Genomic DNA, 16842 nt, shown 5'->3' with positions numbered 1-16842 from the left:
GCCTTAGGTTGCTGCCTAAAGCAACCTACTTAGGTATTTGGCAAACGCGGCCTAATCCTCGATGGGTTTTTCCTCGAGGTTGAGGCAGATCGAGTTGATGCAGTAGCGCTGATCCGTCGGGGTGTTATAACCCTCGCCAGTAAATACGTGGCCCAAGTGGGACTCACAGTTGGCGCACAACACCTCGGTGCGGGTCATGCCGTGTGAGGTATCAACTCTTTCGATGACGGCCTCTCCAGCCAATGGGGAAAAGAAGGAAGGCCAGCCACAGTGGGACTCGAACTTTTCCGTAGAGCGGAAAAGTTCGGCTCCGCAGGCCTTGCAGGAGTACACGCCCTCGGTGGTGGTGTTGGTGTACTCACCAACGTGAGGCGCCTCAGTGCCAGCTTGACGCAGCACACGGTATTCCTCGGCGCTTAGCCGGTTGCGCCATTCAGTATCGGCAATGAGCTTGAAATCAGTCATGCCGGGAAGTCTAGACCTTGGTCTCGTCCTGCCGCCACCATCCGGCAACCGATGCGGCGATCAAGACAATCAGCAGGCCCCAGCCAATTGTTGCGCTGAACACGGCCATCCAGTATCCCGCGGTGGGCCAGGGCACCGAAGTCCACTTGACTGGCGCGAGGAATAAAAATGCCACGCACCACGCCGGGACGGTATGGAATACCGAACGCGGCAGAAAAACGGTAAAGACCAGCGGGATAAGCCACATGGAGTAGTACTGCTGGCCCAACGAGGACAGGAAGAAGATTCCCGCCATAATTGCGCCTGAGGTGGTCAAAGCCCAGAACACCGGCTCCGTGTCGCGCCATTTGAGTAGGCCCAGGATGCTAAACGCGCACGCCGCGGCGGCGGCGAGCCAGACCGCGTAGAACGGGGCGTCGCCAAGCCCAAAATAAGCCTGCACGCCCGGCCACGAGCTGTTGGCGAAGTCGCGCGTTTGCCCGAGATAAGGCACAAGCTTGTCCAGGTAGCCGCTGGCGCCCGGGGTAAGTGGCCAAGCGACGGCGTTGAAGATGACCGGCACCGCGATACTTAAGGCGGCACTTAGCCACCGTTTCTTCACCAGCGTAAGGAATAGTAACGGCCCAAACTGGGGTTTGATGAGAATGGCCAAGCCCAACACCAGCCCCGCGATGATGTGGCTGCGGCGGCGCGTGTCCAAAATGCCCCAGAGGAATATCGCCATGGCCAAGAAGAGAATGCCGTTGATGTTGGTGAAGGCAAGGGTATTGGTCACTGACTCAGTGGCAAAAGCCAAGATAATGGAGGCCGGAAATTCCGGGCTGCGCAGGTTGCGTCCGACGAGTTTTATGAGGACAGCGAGGGCGCCGATGATGGCCAATGCATTGACCACAATGAAGCCGCAGCGCGCCACCGTGAGATCCATCCACCCTAAGGGCGAAAGTAAAAGCGTGGCGCCTGGATTGTAGAGATAAAGCGGATCGACATGCGTGTAGTCCTGCTCGTAGACGGGAATGCCTTGCAGGAAGCGGCGCATGGCCGAATGCACGGTAGTAAAGTCGTCGGTGGTGGTGCCGTTTAACGCGACGATGACAACGCGATGGAACACCAACAACAGTGCAATCGGCCAAGCCGCGGTTTTAAAAACCTTGATGCTTCGCGAGCCATACGAAGACTTTGTGTCCAATGGCAACGCGTCAGCAGCTGGAGAGAGACTCGGGGATTTCACGATGTGCAGTTTACGGGGCACCTACTACGGCGTAGCGCAGAAACACCGTGCCGTCAGCGTCTGGGACTACGCTTTCAAGCGACAGGCTCAACGGTTGTGCATTAGCCGTTGCCTCATCCGGCGCGTGGACCAGCGGCTGGGAAACCGTGGGCGAAAGATGCGGGTCCAGGGTCAAATAGAGCTTGTCCACCATGCCTGCGGCAATGAAAAGGGAATAGATGCCTGGGCCGCCCTCGCAGCTAATGCGGGACCAGCCTTTCGCGCGAAGTGCCTCCACGACGGAAGGGATCGTGCCGTCACCAGTGCCTAGCAACGTGGCGCCGGCTTCCTCCAAGCGCTTCGACGCGGTGGTGCCCAGGTTCTCGTCTGGGGTCAAAATGATGGGCGGAGTGCCAACATTAAAAAGCTTCGACTCCACGTCCAAGTCAAGCGAGTTACTCATCACCGCAATGCGTGCCTTGCCAGGGGAGGAGCCCTCATAATCCTCGGCCTTGACCGTGCCTGAACCCACTACTGCAACGTCGGCCCACTCGCGCAGTGCTGCAAACAACGCGGCGTCGTTATCGTTGCCCATGGCATCCGAGGTGCCATCTATAGTGGCCGAACCAGAAAGGGTAGAGACCTCAATCAGGCGGATGCCCGGCTCGTCAGGGCCGACCAGCGTGGATATATCAATGCTTTCGCTCATGCCGGCCAGCCTAGTGGAGAAATAGCGGAGGAGTTACAACGAGATACAACAAAGCCGGCATCCTTGAATAAAAGATGCCGGCTTTAAGAAAGTGGTGGTCCTAGCTGGGATTGAACCAGCGACCTTTCCGGTGTGAACGGAACGCTCTCCCACTGAGCTATAGGACCGCGGTGCGGTGTTGAATTTACACCTAGGGCGGTGGCAACTCCTAATCGGTCTATTGAAGAGAATTCTAAAATGACATCGACGTAATTCGCTCGGTGAAAATCGCTATCAAACAGCGCTGTAAAAACAGCTAATTATCCTGCGGATTTGGAAACTTCGAAAGTGCGCGATAATGTTTCTACTCGCACCACGGCAGACGGTTGTTACACACAACAGTTTGTATGATGCAATGCGGATGTAGCGCAGTTGGTAGCGCATCACCTTGCCAAGGTGAGGGTCGCGAGTTCGAGTCTCGTCATCCGCTCCAAGACGTTGATCGGTAGCTATTCTGGTTAGCGTGTTGACAATAAAATATCGGCGCGATTAGCTCAGTGGGAGAGCGCTTCCCTGACACGGAAGAGGTCACTGGTTCAATCCCAGTATCGCGCACTAGGTGCTTAAAGCGCCTAGTGGGGTTCGATAAGAATCTCAAATGCGGATGTAGCGCAGTTGGTAGCGCATCACCTTGCCAAGGTGAGGGTCGCGAGTTCGAGTCTCGTCATCCGCTCCAGCACACTTGTGTGTGAGGCGGTATCGCCACGGTGGAATGGCCGAGTGGTGAGGCAACGGTCTGCAAAACCGTGCACACGGGTTCGATTCCCGTTTCCACCTCAACTTTGACGCGCTTTGGCGTGTCGAGCGCGATTAGCTCAGTGGGAGAGCGCTTCCCTGACACGGAAGAGGTCACTGGTTCAATCCCAGTATCGCGCACAAGGCTTTAAGCCTAGAAAACCGGGCCTGGTTTTCGAATGCGGATGTAGCGCAGTTGGTAGCGCATCACCTTGCCAAGGTGAGGGTCGCGAGTTCGAGTCTCGTCATCCGCTCAAATAAGAACGCTCCTGTTCGGGATTCCGGTCAGGAGCGTTTTTGTCGTGCACTTTGAAAGTTTCAAGAGCACTTATGACTCTTTAGCCCTTTTGGCATTACCTTGATGCGGATGAGCTGTATTCCAGTGGCGAAGAATACTGCTCCTGCAGAGCCTATTGCTGCGTCGCTTGGAGCGCTCATGCATACTGGCACCATGAAACTGTTTCTTGCGTCCTACCTTCATCCGCAGCTGCGCGAATTCTTGCACGGCAGAATCTTGTACATCGATGACGCTGCTGTCGGGATGGAAGAAGTGCCGTTTGCACAGAAGGAGCGGGAAGAAGTGGCTTCTATTGCATCCGACTTTGTTTCACTGACCGTTGCGAATACCACGCTTGAAGAGTTTGAGACTCAAGTAAAGAAGGCGGATTGTGTCTACGTCGCAAGCGGTAATGCTTACCGCGTACTGTATGAGTTAAAGAAGTCTGGTGCCTTCGAACTGCTTTCTGAAGCGGTTCGCGGCGGTTTGCCATATGCCGGCAGCTCGGCGGGTGCGGTCCTTGCCGGGCCATCGGTCGAACCGATTTCCGTTATGGATGAACCAGGTGCTGTTCCCGAATTGCAAGATCGTACGGCTCTATCACTTACTCCCTACGCTGTAGTTCCTCACGCACAGGGAACTACTGGCCCATACACAATTTCGGTTATTAGTGAAACGGTTCAAAAGTACGGAAAAGACTGGAACCTGGTGCTTTTGCGTGATGGGCAGGCACTGCTGATTAATGATGATTGCGTTGAATTGATTTAAAAGGTCCTATCTCGTACAGGCGGCCATACCCACCAGGCGTGGCGTCGATTGGCGGGTGCGTCACTTTCCGCATGGAGGCGTTAACCATTTACCAAAAATGGTGTGCATTAACACATTTCCTATGATACTGGGAACTAGGTTGAATGGGGCAGCGACTAATAAGGCAACCGCTGCTCGTTCAGTTGGTTGATATCCTGACTTGCTTTAAGCAAGGCTTAGGTTATTGGCCATTGTTTCGGGTGCGGTTATAGCATGTATTTACCCATTCGCAAGCCATGCAATTCGAGGAGAAAACTATGCACTTTCGTCGCTCCACCAGCTTGTTTGCGCTCGGTGCTGCCGCGTCCATGCTTGCCATGTCCGCGCCTGCAGCCCTGGCACACGACTCCGTGATCGGCGGCAATGTGGTCAGTGATTCTCCGCTGCAGGAGTTTCCGGAGGAGATCACTCTGGAGTTTTCTGCAGTACCCAGGGATGACTTCAACACCTTCGCCGTCACCGACACTAAGACGGGCGAGGTGCTTTTCGACGCCGAGCCCGAAATCGAACAGCGTGAGCTCACCATCGAGGTTCCGGACGATGTAAAGCCGGGACCTGGCGAGTACCAGGTGGGCTTCCAGATTACCTCCTCGGACGGGCATGCCACCCGTGGTTCTGTTCCGTTTAGCGTTGCCGGCTCTTCCGACGGCGCAGCGGGCGATGCCGCAGACGGCGATGACGCGAATGACGATGCTGCTAAACAAGATGAAACCAACTCCGAGGGCCTGCCGCCTGCCGCACTGTGGGCGCTGGGCATCGTCGGCGTTCTGGCTATCGTCGCCGTGGTCATCATGGCCGGTGCAAAGATGCGCCGCGCAAATGACCTGGACTCTTAAAACCCACCCCTTTTAAGACGCAGGCAAGGCACAAATAAAAGGAAGTGCCTTCGCGCCTTAAAGCTTGGACAAGAAAGACATCTAATGATGAAGATGCGTAATATCGTTGTTTCTGCCGTTGCCGTCAGCGCACTCTGGCTGGCTGGCTGCTCCAACAGCGAGCAGGATTCCGGTGCCGAAAAGGAAGCTGCAACCAGCGCGACTCCGGCAAGCGCAAGCGCCTCCGATAGGCAGACAGGCGATGTCACCATCGAGGACGGCGTGGTTCGCGCCATGGCTGAGGATGCGGAGATGACTGCCATCTTCGGCACCATTCATAATGATTCCGACAAAGACATCACCGTCACTGGCTTTAGCTCCTCCATCGACGCCGAGATGAACCAGGTGCACGAGGTTGTTGACGGTGTAATGCAGGAAAAGAAGGGCGGCCTGAAGATTCCGGCCGGTGGCACCGCAGAACTCAAGCCAGGCGGCGAGCACTTCATGCTGATGGGCGTGAAGGAACCAGTCATGGCGGGCGAGACGGTCAAGGTTACCCTCTTGCTTGAGGACGGTTCCAAGGTCGAGGCCGGTGAGGTGCCGGTGCGCGAAATCGGCGCCGGCGATGAGAACTACGGCGACATGTCTGGCATGGATCACGGCTCTATGGACCATGGTTCGATGGAGCACGGCTCTATGGATCACGGTTCGATGGAGCACGGCGAGCACTCGCACCACTAAAGGCTAAAGCCGACGCGCGGGTGGATTACTCACGCGCCAGCATTGGAATGAGTAGTAGGGAAAAGAACATGGATGAGTCCTTAAAATCTGCATCTTCCTCCGAGCGTGAGACCACGGAGTTTTTGAGTCGACGCGGCCTGCTGGTTGGCGGCGCCGTCGCGGCCAGCGCGGTGGCGGTGGCCAGCTGCGCTTCACCTTCTCGCGACGATTCTGACTCTGGGTCTGGTGCGGCAGCTGCTGCTGGGCAGCCAGCGCAGGATGAAGCAGCCGAGATCATGGGCGATAATATCGTCGCATTCGATGGCGAGCATCAGGCCGGAATCGAGACCCCGCCGCAGGCACACGTGGCGCTCGTGGGTTTTGACTTAAAAGATTCCACCACCAAGCGCGGCGCCAAGGCACTGATGCGGTTGTGGACTGAGGACGCACGCCGGCTGTGCACCGCAGAAAACCCCTTGGGTAGCCTGGAGCCGGAGCTGGCGCAAACCCCGGCTAGCCTTACCGTGACCTGCGGTTGGGGAGAAGGCTTCTTTGCCCGGACGGGCGTCGCCAAGCCGGAGTGGCTCCGGGATGTGCGCGCGTACAAGCGCGATAAGTTGCGCCCGGAATGGGGCCAAAGCGATGTGGTGTTGCAGATTTGCAGCGATGATCCGCTAACGGCGGCGCACGTGATGCGGCACATGACCCGTGCGGGTGCGAGCTACGTGGACACCAAGTGGGTGCAGCAGGGCTTTGGTCATGCCAACGGCGCCGCCAAGAAGGGGGAGACCGCGCGCAATCTCTTCGGGCAAAAGGATGGCACTGTCAATCCGCACACTCCAGAGGAATTCCGGGAGCAGGTCTGGATCGATAAAGGAAAATTCGCCGGCGGCAGCGCCATGGTCGTGCGCCGAATCCACATGAATCTGGACGCGTGGGAAGAGCTTGACCGCGCTTCCAGGGAAAACTCCACTGGCCGCAAGCTGGACTCCGGTGCGCCGATGCACGGCACCGAGGAATTCGATGCCGTGGACCTCAACGCGCGCGATAAGTTCGGATTGAAGGCAATTGACCCGGCATCCCACGTGGCGCGCGCCCATCCGCCGAAGGACCATCCGGAGCAGAAGATTCTGCGCCGGCCGTTCAACTACAACCTCCCACCGAGCGCGGAAAACCCAGGTGAGCTGTCTAATGCAGGGCAGATTTTCATCTGTTATCAAAAGGATCCGAGTAAGCAATTTGAGCCCATTCAAGCCCGCCTTGATGAGCAAGATTTGCTCAATACGTGGATTACCCACATCGGCTCAGCCATGTACTTTGTACCGGCCGGTACCACCTCTAACTCCTACTGGGGCGAGTCGCTTCTTGAGGGTTAAGCGGGGTAGAATCTTTCGCTGTAACTCTACGATTAGCTTTGGTCGGCCAGGTATGTCGATCGAAGCGTGAGCGCATAAGGAGCGCAAGTCTAAATGGCGGAAATGATTCCAGCTGTACCGGTGAACTACGAGCCTTTTAAGGTGCCAGCAGGCACTGCCGTAGGCGCAGCAATGCGGGAGCTCGAGCTTCCAAACAAGGGCCCAGAGGCAGTCGTCGTCGTACGCGGCGCCGATGGAGCTCTCTACGATCTCTCGCATACGCCGACTGCCGACGCCGAATTCACCCCAGTTGCAGCAAGCGAGGAGGACGGCCGCGCTGTCATCCGTCACTCCACTGCACACGTGATGGCACAGGCAGTTCAGGCTGAGTTCCCGGGTACCAAGCTGGGTATCGGTCCGGCCATTGAAAACGGCTTCTACTTCGACTTCCAGACCGCCGAGCCTTTCACGCCGGAGGATCTGAAGAAGATCGAAAAGCGCATGAAGAAGATCATCAAGACTGGTCAGCGCTTTGAACGCCGCGTGTATTCCTCCAACGAGGAAGCAGAGGCAGCGCTTGCTGAAGAGCCATTCAAGCTGGAGCTCATCCAGGACAAGGGCAACGTTGACCCAGACTCCGATGAGGCAGCAGAGGTTGGCGCAGGCGATCTGACGCACTACGACAACATCAACCCGCGCACGGGCGAGGTGGAGTGGTTCGACCTCTGCCGTGGTCCGCACCTGCCGACCACCAAGTACATTCCGGCGTTTACTTTGACCCGTTCCTCGGCTGCTTATTGGCGCGGTGACCAGTCCAAGGCTGGTCTGCAGCGCATCTACGGCACCGCTTTCGAGTCCAAGGAGGCCCTCGAGGCCTACCAGCACATGATTGCGGAGGCAGAAAAGCGTGACCACCGCCGTCTGGGCCAGGAGCTTGACCTTTTCTCCTTCCCGGACGAGATTGGCTCCGGCTTCCCAGTCTTCCACCCGAACGGCGCCATCGTGCGTATGGAGATGGAAGAGCACTCCCGCCGCCGTCACATTGAGGATGGATACTCCTTCGTATCCACCCCGCACCTGACAAAGGGTGACTTGTTCAAGAAGTCTGGCCACCTGGACTTCTACGCGGACGGCATGTTCCCGGCCATGGCTTTGGACGGCGAGTATGACGAGGACGGTAACTGCACCAAGCAGCCGCAGGATTACTACGCGAAGCCGATGAACTGCCCGATGCACAACCTCATCTTTGCTTCCCGTGGCCGTTCTTACCGCGAGCTGCCGCTGCGTCTGTTCGAGTTCGGTACTGTCTACCGCTACGAGAAGTCCGGCGTTATCCACGGCCTGACCCGTGCTCGCGGCTTTACCCAGGATGACTCCCACATCTACTGCACCCCGGAGCAGCTGGAAGAAGAGTTGACCAAGGTTTTGGACTTCATCATTTCCTTGTTGAAGGACTACGGCCTGGATGACTTCTACCTGGAGCTTTCCACCAAGGATCCCAACAAGTATGTCGGTACCGACGAGATCTGGGAGCGTTCTACTTCCATCCTGCAATCGGTGGCTGAAAAGTCCGGCCTGGACCTGGTTCCGGATCCTGCAGGTGCTGCCTTCTACGGCCCGAAGATCTCCGTGCAGGCACGCGATGCCATCGGCCGTACCTGGCAGATGTCTACCGTGCAGCTGGACTTCAACCTGCCGGAGCGCTTCGAGCTCGAGTACACCGCGTCCGACGGCACCAAGCAGCGTCCGATTATGATCCACCGCGCGCTGTTCGGCTCCATCGAGCGCTTCTTCGGCGTGCTGCTGGAGCACTACGTCGGCGCATTCCCGGCATGGCTGGCTCCGCACCAGGTAGTTGGCATCCCGGTTGCAGATGAGTTCTCCCCGCACTTGGAGGAGATCGCTGCGAAGCTGCGCAAGCGCGGCATCCGTGCTGACGTGGATACCTCTGACGACCGCATGCAGAAGAAGATCCGCAATCACACCACCGGCAAGGTGCCTTTCATGTTGCTCGCCGGCGAGCGCGACGTCGACGCAAATGCCGTCTCTTTCCGCTTCCTGGACGGTTCGCAAGTCAACGGCGTGCCGGTGGATGAGGCTATCGAGCTCATCGCCGCATGGGTTGCTGAGCGCATCAACGAGCAGCCGAACGAAGAGTTGATCAGTGCACGACGCTAACGAGCAATACGTCGATTCCGGGGCCGGGGAACCAGACCGCCTTGAGCGGCTATGGGCTCCCTACCGGATGGCGTATATCTCGAAGCGTTCGAAGGACCCCTTCGTGGAGGCTCCCAAGGGCAGCGATGAGGACGGGCTAATCATTGCCCGCGGCGAGTATGTCTACGCTTTGCTGAACCTATTTCCCTATAACTCGGGACATTTAATGGTGGTGCCTTATCGCAAGGAATCCCAGCTGGAGAACTTGACTCTAGAGGAATCCCACGAGCTGATGGCCTTCGCCCAGAAGGCGGTACGTGTTTTAAAGCGCGTGTCCAAGCCGGAAGCAATCAACGTGGGCTTCAACCTGGGCAAGGCGTCTGGCGGTTCCGTGGGAGATCACTTACATTTGCATGTGGTTCCCCGGTGGGCCGGTGACAGCAACTTTATGACTGTCTTGGAGGGCACTAAAGTGTTGCCTCAGTTATTACAAGAGACTCGCGCCCTTTTGGCCCAAGGCTGGCGGGAGATCGATGAGGAGGATTCGCATGCTTAGCGTTCACGGGCGAAAGCCAGCGGCAGTCGTCGTGGAACCCGTGGCAAAGCTGTTTCTGAAGATGGGGCTGACCCCCAACGTGGTCACCATCGTCGGCACTCTTGTCACCATTGCTATCGCAGTCGTCTGTATTCCTCTGGATCACCTGTTCGCGGCAGCAGTGCTCTCTGGTCTCTTTGCAGCCTTTGACATGCTCGACGGCACGATGGCCCGCATGACCACGGGCGGGTCCAAGTTCGGCGCGACTCTCGACGCCTCCTGTGATCGCATCACCGACGGCGCCCTGTTTTCTGCCATCTTGTACTGGCTGGTTTACGTCGATAACGCTCGCCCCATCCACGTGGTGGCCTGCCTCATCGTGCTGGTTTCTTCGCAGGTCATTTCCTATATCAAGGCCCGCGGCGAGGCTTCTGGCTTCAAGATGGTCGGCGGCCTGATCGAGCGCCCAGAGCGCCTCATCATCGGCCTCGGCGGCATCGGCTTGGAGGGCTTGGGTGTTCCCGACGCCATCGAGATCGCCCTGTGGATCCTTGTATTCGGTTCCATCTTTACCGTCATTCAGCGCATGGTCCAGGCTGCCCGCCAGGACACGAAGGCCCGTTTCACCCCAGACCTTTAAGGATTAATGCCTATGGCCCTTCTTCCTGGATTAGACCGTGAGCAGCTGTCTGCCGCCGGCTACTTAGCCGGTTGGCGGCTGGTGCGTTTGTTGCCGGAGAAGTGGGCCAAGCGCCTTTTTGACTGGGGCGCAGACCGCGCCAGCGATGATGGCCGCGGCATGGAGCAACTGCGCCAAAACTTAGCGCGCGTGGTGGGCCCAGAAAACGTCACGCGCGAGTTGGTGCGCAATTCGATGCGTTCCTATATGCGTTACTGGCGGGAGGCATTCTGCCTGCCGTCGATCCATCAGGACCCGGATCTGCACGCCAAGCTGCTTTCCGGTTTGCAGGGCTTAGAGAACTTCGACGAGTCCATGGCCCGCGGCAAAGGCGTCATTTTGGCGCTTCCGCACACTGGCAACTGGGACATGGCCGGGGTGTTTCTGGTGGGCCACTATGGCCAATTCACAACGGTTGCAGAAAGGCTCAAGCCGGAGGTGCTTTTCGACGCCTTCGTGGACTTCCGCGAGTCCCTAGGCTTTGAGGTTATCGCTCTGACAGGAGAGAAGACCTCACCTTTTGGTCGCCTCAAGGAAGTCTTGGAAGCAGGTGGCGTGGTCTGCCTGTTGGCCGAGCGCGACCTGACTCGCACTGGCGTCACGGTCGACTTCATGGGCGAGGAAGCCAACATGGCTGCCGGCCCGGCCCGCTTGGCCATGGAAACCGGGGCGGCATTGCACGTGGTCCACTCCTGGTTTGAGGATGAAGGCTGGGGCCTTTCCGTCAGCCCGCAGGTAGAAGTCACCAATGTGCAGGAGACCACCCAACGCCTGGCCGATGGCTTCGCCGCGAACATCAAGGCCCACCCGGCGGACTGGCATATGCTGCAGCCGCAGTGGAATGTAGACGTTGAACGCCGCGCGGCCGATCGCGCGGCACGCCGCGCAACCAAGGACAAGCGTACGTCCCAAGAAAAGCTCGAAGATAACGGTAAAAAGTAGGGAAGTAGGCAGTAGTGCGTATCGGAATCGTATGCCCGTATTCCTTTGATGAGCCAGGCGGCGTGCAGGCCCACATCCTGGATTTGGCCACCGTCTTTATCGAGCAAGGCCATCACGTGGAGGTCCTTGGCCCAGCAGCCCCGGAGACACAGCTGCCGAGCTTCGTCATGAAAGGCGGGCGCGCCATTCCGATTACCTACAACGGGTCCGTGGCCCGCTTGTCCGTAGGCCCGCAGGTAAAGCGCAACGTCAAGAAGTTCATTGAACGCGGCAATTTCGACGTGCTGCACATCCATGAGCCGAACTCGCCAAGCTACTCTATGGTTGCGCTGGCACAAGCCAAAGGCCCCATCGTCGCGACCTACCACGCCTCGGCTTCTAGCTCGCTCGTGCTGAAGCTGGCCAAGCCTTTCCTCACACCAATCCTGGAGAAGGTGCGCGGCGGCATTGCCGTCTCAGAGATGGCCCGCCGCTGGCAGGTGGAACAACTCGGCGGCGACCCAATTCTTATTCCGAATGGCGTGGATACCTCCGTGTACGCGGCAGCACGCAAGCGGGTCGCCGCGCAACAAGATCAACTCGGACAGCCAGGGCAATCCGGGCAGAAGGTGCCTGAGATCGTGTTCTTGGGACGTCTCGACGAGCCACGAAAAGGCCTGGATATTTTGCTGGAGGCCCTCACGATGGTGGACACGGACGTCAAGGTCACCGTCATGGGCGGCGGCCGCCCGCGTGAGGTTGAGGGCGTGGACTTCGTTGGCCGCGTAAGCGATGTGGAAAAGGCGGAGATCCTCGGCCGCGCTGATATCTATGTCGCTCCTAACACCGGCGGCGAAAGCTTCGGCATCGTCCTGGTAGAGGCGATGGCTGCAGGCTGTGCGGTGGTAGCTTCCGATCTTGAAGCCTTTGCCGCCGTATGCGACGCCGATTCTGAGAACCCAGCCGGTGCGTTGTTCCGCAACGAGGATGCCCGTGATCTCGCGCGGGTGCTCAACCTTGTCCTGCAGGACGAAGATAAGCGTAATGCTTTAGTTGAAGCCGGTACCGAGCGCGCTCGCACCTACGATTGGGACCATGTGGCCGCTGCCGTGATGCAGGTTTATGAGACCGTGCAGGACGGAACTAAGGTCCGCACCAAGTAGAAGCGGGCGTTGCCGCCCTTTACCCACAGCAGATTTAAGAGCAGGAAAAGACTATGGCAGTAGAACTGGTTATCGTGATCGTCGCGCTCGTGCTCATCTTGATGTGGGCCTATTTCACCGCGCAGCGGTTGAACTCCCTGCACATCCGCACGGATGCGGCTTTGGCGCAGCTGGAGGCCACCCTTGACCGCCGCGCCGCAGTCGTCGCAGCGCTAGCGCCAGAGCTGGAGGAGGTTGCCTCCCGCGCGGAGTCGAGCGAGCTTACCCAGGGCCATTTTGAGACGCGTTCGGCCCACGAGCGGGAGCTGTCTATCGCGGTCAACGAGCGCTTTGCCGAGCGCCCCGCATTGCTTGCCGACGCCGAGGGGCGCATCCACCTTGCTCATCGCTTCTACAACGAAGCGGTCAGCGATACCCGCTCGCTACGCCTACGCCCCCTCGTGCGCATGTTCCGCTTGGGCGGTACGGCACCGCTGCCGGAGTTCTTCGAGCTCAGCCAGCTGCGGATTACTGAGTAGTTCCTGCTACTGAGCTGTTTACTTGGCTGCTTGCTTGGTAGAGCTAGTGTTTTCGCGCTTGAGCTCCAAGCGCAGCCAAGACAAAGCAAGGCCTGTCATCACGAGGATGAGCACGTTGCGCGCCAGCAACAAGAAGGCAGGGAAGAGGCCGTCGCGGCCCGCGTAGAGTACCGCGTCATAGTTGAACGGGTAGACCAGTGTGCCCAGTGCCGCCGCAGCAAGCGTGCACAGTGCGAGGTTGCGCAGCACTTTGCCTACTTTTTCGTCGATATGTTGATGCGCAACCGATGTGGCACGCGGCCAGGCATCCTTGAGTGCTATCGCCAAGATCGGGCCGAGCCAGGTGATGTACTGGGTGGAAAAGACCTTGTTGCTGATATATAGCAGGCAGATCATCGTGATGAAAAAGGCCAGCGTGCTGCGCGCACCCCAGTTGCCGTTGCGGAAGCGCATGAGTGCGAAGCCGATGGCGAAAAACAGCATCGCCAAGGTTAAGACGTTGCTAAGAACTAAGAGCGCGCTCACCCAAGGGCCGGTGATTTCAAAACTTTTGGAGGCAGCGTAGCCGATGGACCAAGTGCCCGGGAAAAGATGCGAGGCAAATACCGGAAGTGTTGCGGGTATCGATTCCACCTGTAGTCCTCGTACCCCTTGGTAGCGCAGCGGGGAGACGAGGCGCTCGACGTCATTGAAGGCGATGACGAGCAGGCAGATGCCCACGATGGAAGCGAAGAACGCGCTAAGGCGCTGCCAAGTCGCACGGGCATCGAAGCGGCCAACCAGGCCTGCGGCGAGCACGCCCGGCCACAGCTTCATCGTGGTGGCAAGGCCAAGCAACGCCGCCGCAAGCCGCGAGTTGCGGCCAAGAAGCATTCCTGCGGCAGCAACTGCCAGAGCCGGAAAAATATCGAGGCGCCAGACAAAGACCTGACCCACTGCGGTTCCAAAGATAACCCAAAACCATGCGGCGACGAAGGCCTGCGGCTTGCGGCGCCAGCCGTGAAGCAAGACCATGAGGAAAGCGGCGTCGACAAGCAGGCACAGCCCTGTAAAAATAACGGTAAAGCTGGTCTGATTCGGGCCGCTCAACCAGCCGACGAGAATCGAAGGCCACGTGCCAGGGTGCGGGTACTCGGTCATATCCGAGGAGTTCGTCCCAAAACGCCCGGAGAAGTAATAGGAGATATCTCCTAGCGGGACGTTGTTCCATTGCAGCAGTCCAATGAGGATAAGCCGGAAACAAATCCAGCCAGTCCATACTGCTGGAACGGAACGAAAAATTTTCACCTAGGTAATGCTATTAGATGTTCGACTCGATAGTGGATTCGACATCGACGGGTGGCCCGAGCATTAGCAGAACGCCAAAGACCAGCGCAATGACTACCACGAATATGCTCAGAGTGCGCACCGGGAAGCGCACTACCTGGGCCAAAAGCTGCTCGGCAAGACCGTGTGGCTGCTCAGAATCGCTAAAGCGCCAATGCGGCAGGAACTTATCGTGCTTGTCCGCCCATAGCGCAAACGGGAGTGCGGCAAAAGGTATGACCGAAACGATAAGCCCCAACATGCCCAGGCCAAAGGACCACTTGTTATTGATCCACACCATGACGCCCACGACGATGAAGCAGAGGAAACCAAAACCGTGGATACCGCCAGCGATAGGAGTTAGAGCCTCCGTCACGCCGGAGTACTTCAGGATCATAGAAAAAATAAGAAATGCCCACGTGAACATCTCTAGGTAGGCAACGACGCGGTGCAGGCGAGCAGGGCGTAAAAAAGACATGCGGCATATCCTACGCGCTAGCCCGGCGCACAGGTAAAGTTGACAGGGTTGCATGTGAAGAACGCACGTAAAGTTTGCGCGTTGAGCAACCTGCAGCACTCGGAAGTTTCTAAAGAATGTCGTTGAGCAACGAGGGGAGTCCCGCGTAGGTAATGGCTAAGGTGCGCGAGGTTATTGATTTAGCGCCGCTGAATGAAAAGGCTCAGGGTGATGTCTTTTCCGTGCCCATGGTTCCGTCCCAGATTGCGCGCACCTTTGGCGGGCAGGTGGTGGCCCAGGCGCTCGCTGCAGCCCAGCACACCGTTGAAGGAAAGCTCGTGCATTCCTTGCATGGCTACTTCGTGGGCCCGGGTGATGCCGCCGCGCCTGCGCGTGCCGAGGTAGAGCGCGTGCGGGACGGCCGTTCCTTTGCTACTCGTCAGGTTCGCATCTTCCAAGACGAACGCCTGATTTTCATGCTCAACGCGGGTTTCCACATCGCCGATGACTTTGGTCCTGAGCACCAGGACGCCATGCCGGAGGTCATGGGCCCGGAGGAGGCTGCCGCGGCTGGCGGTGGTGCTCCTTATTCCACCCGCATCATCCTGCGCGAGTGGGAAGACTGGGATATCCGTTTGGTCCCGCAGGAAAGCCGTGACCCTGAACTTGCCGAAGCCACAGGCGCTGGGTTCCGCTACGTGTGGTTCCGCAACACCTCGCAAGAATTTGCGGCGTCAGAAAGCAGCCAGGATGCCCACCGTGCGGCACTTGCCTACATGTCTGACATGACCTTAATCCGTGCTTCTCTGCTGCCACACCAAGGCGAGCAAGTACAGCTTGCCAGCCTGGATCACTCGATCTGGTTCCTGCGTCCAGTGCGTGTTAATGAGTGGTTGCTGTATGTGCAGGAATCACCATCCGCGCAGAATGCGACCGGTCTGGCCACCGGAAAGATCTTTAACCAAGGCGGGGATTTGGTTGCCGTGGTGGTCCAGGAAGGGCTTACCCGAACCGTGCGCGAGGGCATGCAGATAGGCTCGCACAACGGCAATTGGCAAAACGTCTAGAAAAATATTCACTCAAACGCCGGAAAACGGTGGGGGCTGTTTTCAGCTACTCTACGCCCGTCCGTATAATTGCAGGCAGTTTCATAGAGCCACAATGAAAGGGATGAAATGTCCGGACACTCCAAATGGGCTACTACCAAGCACAAGAAGGCTGCTAACGATGCCAAGCGTGGCAAGGAATTTGCCAAGCTGATTAAGAACATCGAGGTCGCGGCCCGCACCGGTGGTGGCGATCCGGCTGCTAACCCGACGCTCGATGACATGATCAAGAAGGCCAAGAAGGCCTCCGTGCCGAACGACAACATCGAGCGCGCCCGCAAGCGCGGCTCCGGCGAAGAGGCCGGCGGTGCCGACTGGGAAACCATCATGTACGAGGGCTACGGCCCGAACGGTGTGGCAATGCTCATCGAGTGCCTTACCGATAACCGCAACCGTGCAGCCACCGATGTTCGCACCGCAATGTCCAAGAACGGCGGCAACCTCGGCGAGTCCGGTTCCGTTGCCTACATGTTCTCCCGCACCGGCATTGTTTTGGTCAACAAGGGCGAGCTGACCGAGGATGACGTCCTGATGGCAGTTCTGGAAGCAGGCGCTGAAGAGGTTAACGACCTGGGCGAGAAGTTCGAAGTTGTCTGCCAGCCGGGCGATATCCCGGCAGTTAAGGAAGCCCTGGTTGAGGCTGGCATCGAGGTCGACGACAATGAGACCGACTTCCGCGCATCCGTTGAGGTTCCGCTGGGTGCCGCTGATGCTCGTAAGATCTTCCGCCTCATCGACGCGCTGGAAGAATCCGATGACGTGCAGAACGTCTACACCAACATGGATCTTTCTGAAGAGGTTCTGGCCGAGCTCGAGCAGGACTAGCATTTAGCCAGGCTCTGCCACTTCGCACCGCGCCTTATTCTCCGCCT

17 protein-coding genes and 7 tRNA genes are annotated in these 16842 nt (G+C 58.1%); 18 read left to right on the top strand and 6 right to left on the bottom strand.

Annotated elements, in window-relative coordinates; genetic code table 11:
* Positions 1-51: 51 nt before the first annotated feature.
* The 4 genes from msrB to QKB66_RS03275 all read right to left on the bottom strand — a co-directional run bounded on the left by msrB (position 52) and on the right by QKB66_RS03275 (position 2548).
* Positions 52-465: a peptide-methionine (R)-S-oxide reductase MsrB gene (gene msrB, locus QKB66_RS03290; protein ID WP_061922852.1), complete on the bottom strand. Its 414-nt coding sequence runs from the start codon at positions 463-465 to the stop codon at positions 52-54.
* A 10-nt stretch (positions 466-475) separates the two neighbouring features.
* Entirely contained in the window at positions 476-1693 is a 1218-nt protein-coding gene (locus QKB66_RS03285) for a glycosyltransferase family 87 protein (RefSeq protein WP_246817721.1), read from the bottom strand.
* A gap of 10 nt (positions 1694-1703) precedes the next feature.
* Entirely contained in the window at positions 1704-2381 is a 678-nt protein-coding gene (locus QKB66_RS03280; protein WP_414252675.1) for a dihydrofolate reductase family protein, read from the bottom strand.
* A gap of 92 nt (positions 2382-2473) precedes the next feature.
* Positions 2474-2548 (bottom strand) — tRNA-Val (locus QKB66_RS03275).
* Positions 2549-2777: 229 nt separating this feature from the next.
* On the opposite strand from QKB66_RS03275, the gene QKB66_RS03270 reads away from it, so the two are divergent.
* From QKB66_RS03270 to QKB66_RS03195, 16 genes are all read left to right on the top strand, one after another.
* A tRNA-Gly gene (locus QKB66_RS03270) sits at positions 2778-2853 on the top strand.
* A 50-nt stretch (positions 2854-2903) separates the two neighbouring features.
* Positions 2904-2975: transfer RNA gene (locus QKB66_RS03265), tRNA-Val, on the top strand.
* A 45-nt stretch (positions 2976-3020) separates the two neighbouring features.
* A tRNA-Gly gene (locus tag QKB66_RS03260) sits at positions 3021-3096 on the top strand.
* Between the two features lie 30 nt (positions 3097-3126).
* Positions 3127-3197: transfer RNA gene (locus QKB66_RS03255), tRNA-Cys, on the top strand.
* Between the two features lie 27 nt (positions 3198-3224).
* Positions 3225-3296, top strand: a tRNA-Val gene (locus QKB66_RS03250).
* 40 nt (positions 3297-3336) lie between these two features.
* Positions 3337-3409: transfer RNA gene (locus QKB66_RS03245), tRNA-Gly, on the top strand.
* 197 nt (positions 3410-3606) lie between these two features.
* Positions 3607-4200, top strand: a complete 594-nt coding sequence (locus QKB66_RS03240) for a Type 1 glutamine amidotransferase-like domain-containing protein (protein WP_248091889.1) — start codon at positions 3607-3609, stop codon at positions 4198-4200.
* 296 nt (positions 4201-4496) lie between these two features.
* Positions 4497-5075 carry a copper resistance CopC family protein gene (locus QKB66_RS03235; RefSeq protein ID WP_248091891.1) on the top strand — a complete coding sequence of 193 codons (579 nt, stop codon included), beginning with the start codon at positions 4497-4499 and terminating at the stop codon, positions 5073-5075.
* Positions 5076-5168: 93 nt separating this feature from the next.
* Positions 5169-5795 (top strand): copper chaperone PCu(A)C, encoded by a 627-nt coding sequence (locus QKB66_RS03230; RefSeq protein ID WP_414252674.1) that lies wholly within the window; start codon positions 5169-5171, stop codon positions 5793-5795.
* Between the two features lie 68 nt (positions 5796-5863).
* The gene (locus tag QKB66_RS03225; RefSeq protein ID WP_248091893.1) at positions 5864-7150 is read left to right on the top strand and encodes a Dyp-type peroxidase; all 1287 of its coding nucleotides are present in this window, start codon (positions 5864-5866) and stop codon (positions 7148-7150) included.
* A 93-nt stretch (positions 7151-7243) separates the two neighbouring features.
* Positions 7244-9307 (top strand): threonine--tRNA ligase, encoded by a 2064-nt coding sequence (gene thrS, locus QKB66_RS03220; RefSeq protein WP_414252673.1) that lies wholly within the window; start codon positions 7244-7246, stop codon positions 9305-9307.
* Entirely contained in the window at positions 9294-9842 is a 549-nt protein-coding gene (locus tag QKB66_RS03215) for an HIT family protein (RefSeq protein ID WP_005529196.1), read from the top strand. The genes thrS and QKB66_RS03215 overlap by 14 nt, the downstream gene beginning before the upstream one ends.
* Positions 9835-10461 carry a phosphatidylinositol phosphate synthase gene (gene pgsA, locus QKB66_RS03210; protein ID WP_070733219.1) on the top strand — a complete coding sequence of 209 codons (627 nt, stop codon included), beginning with the start codon at positions 9835-9837 and terminating at the stop codon, positions 10459-10461. Before QKB66_RS03215 ends, pgsA begins: the two co-directional genes overlap by 8 nt.
* A 12-nt stretch (positions 10462-10473) precedes the next feature.
* Entirely contained in the window at positions 10474-11442 is a 969-nt protein-coding gene (locus QKB66_RS03205) for a phosphatidylinositol mannoside acyltransferase (protein WP_248091898.1), read from the top strand.
* 14 nt (positions 11443-11456) lie between these two features.
* Positions 11457-12584: a glycosyltransferase family 4 protein gene (locus tag QKB66_RS03200; protein WP_414252672.1), complete on the top strand. Its 1128-nt coding sequence runs from the start codon at positions 11457-11459 to the stop codon at positions 12582-12584.
* A 53-nt stretch (positions 12585-12637) separates the two neighbouring features.
* Positions 12638-13102 carry a hypothetical protein gene (locus QKB66_RS03195; protein ID WP_070498587.1) on the top strand — a complete coding sequence of 155 codons (465 nt, stop codon included), beginning with the start codon at positions 12638-12640 and terminating at the stop codon, positions 13100-13102.
* 18 nt (positions 13103-13120) lie between these two features.
* On the opposite strand, the gene QKB66_RS03190 is transcribed toward QKB66_RS03195, so the two are convergent.
* Positions 13121-14389 carry a DUF2029 domain-containing protein gene (locus tag QKB66_RS03190; protein ID WP_414252671.1) on the bottom strand — a complete coding sequence of 423 codons (1269 nt, stop codon included), beginning with the start codon at positions 14387-14389 and terminating at the stop codon, positions 13121-13123.
* 13 nt (positions 14390-14402) lie between these two features.
* Positions 14403-14885 carry a DUF3817 domain-containing protein gene (locus tag QKB66_RS03185; RefSeq protein WP_311518257.1) on the bottom strand — a complete coding sequence of 161 codons (483 nt, stop codon included), beginning with the start codon at positions 14883-14885 and terminating at the stop codon, positions 14403-14405.
* A 152-nt stretch (positions 14886-15037) separates the two neighbouring features.
* On the opposite strand from QKB66_RS03185, the gene QKB66_RS03180 reads away from it, so the two are divergent.
* Both QKB66_RS03180 and QKB66_RS03175 read left to right on the top strand, forming a co-directional pair.
* The gene (locus QKB66_RS03180) at positions 15038-15931 is read left to right on the top strand and encodes an acyl-CoA thioesterase (RefSeq protein WP_414252670.1); all 894 of its coding nucleotides are present in this window, start codon (positions 15038-15040) and stop codon (positions 15929-15931) included.
* A 108-nt stretch (positions 15932-16039) separates the two neighbouring features.
* Positions 16040-16795, top strand: a complete 756-nt coding sequence (locus QKB66_RS03175) for a YebC/PmpR family DNA-binding transcriptional regulator (RefSeq protein ID WP_062038800.1) — start codon at positions 16040-16042, stop codon at positions 16793-16795.
* Positions 16796-16842 lie beyond the last annotated feature (47 nt).

Origin of the sequence: Corynebacterium sp. c25Ua_89, from assembly GCF_047459735.1 — a bacterium.
Taxonomy (GTDB): domain Bacteria; phylum Actinomycetota; class Actinomycetes; order Mycobacteriales; family Mycobacteriaceae; genus Corynebacterium; species Corynebacterium simulans.
The sequence above is the reverse complement of the archived record's forward strand: the minus strand, read 5'-3'. Positions and strand labels throughout refer to the sequence as shown.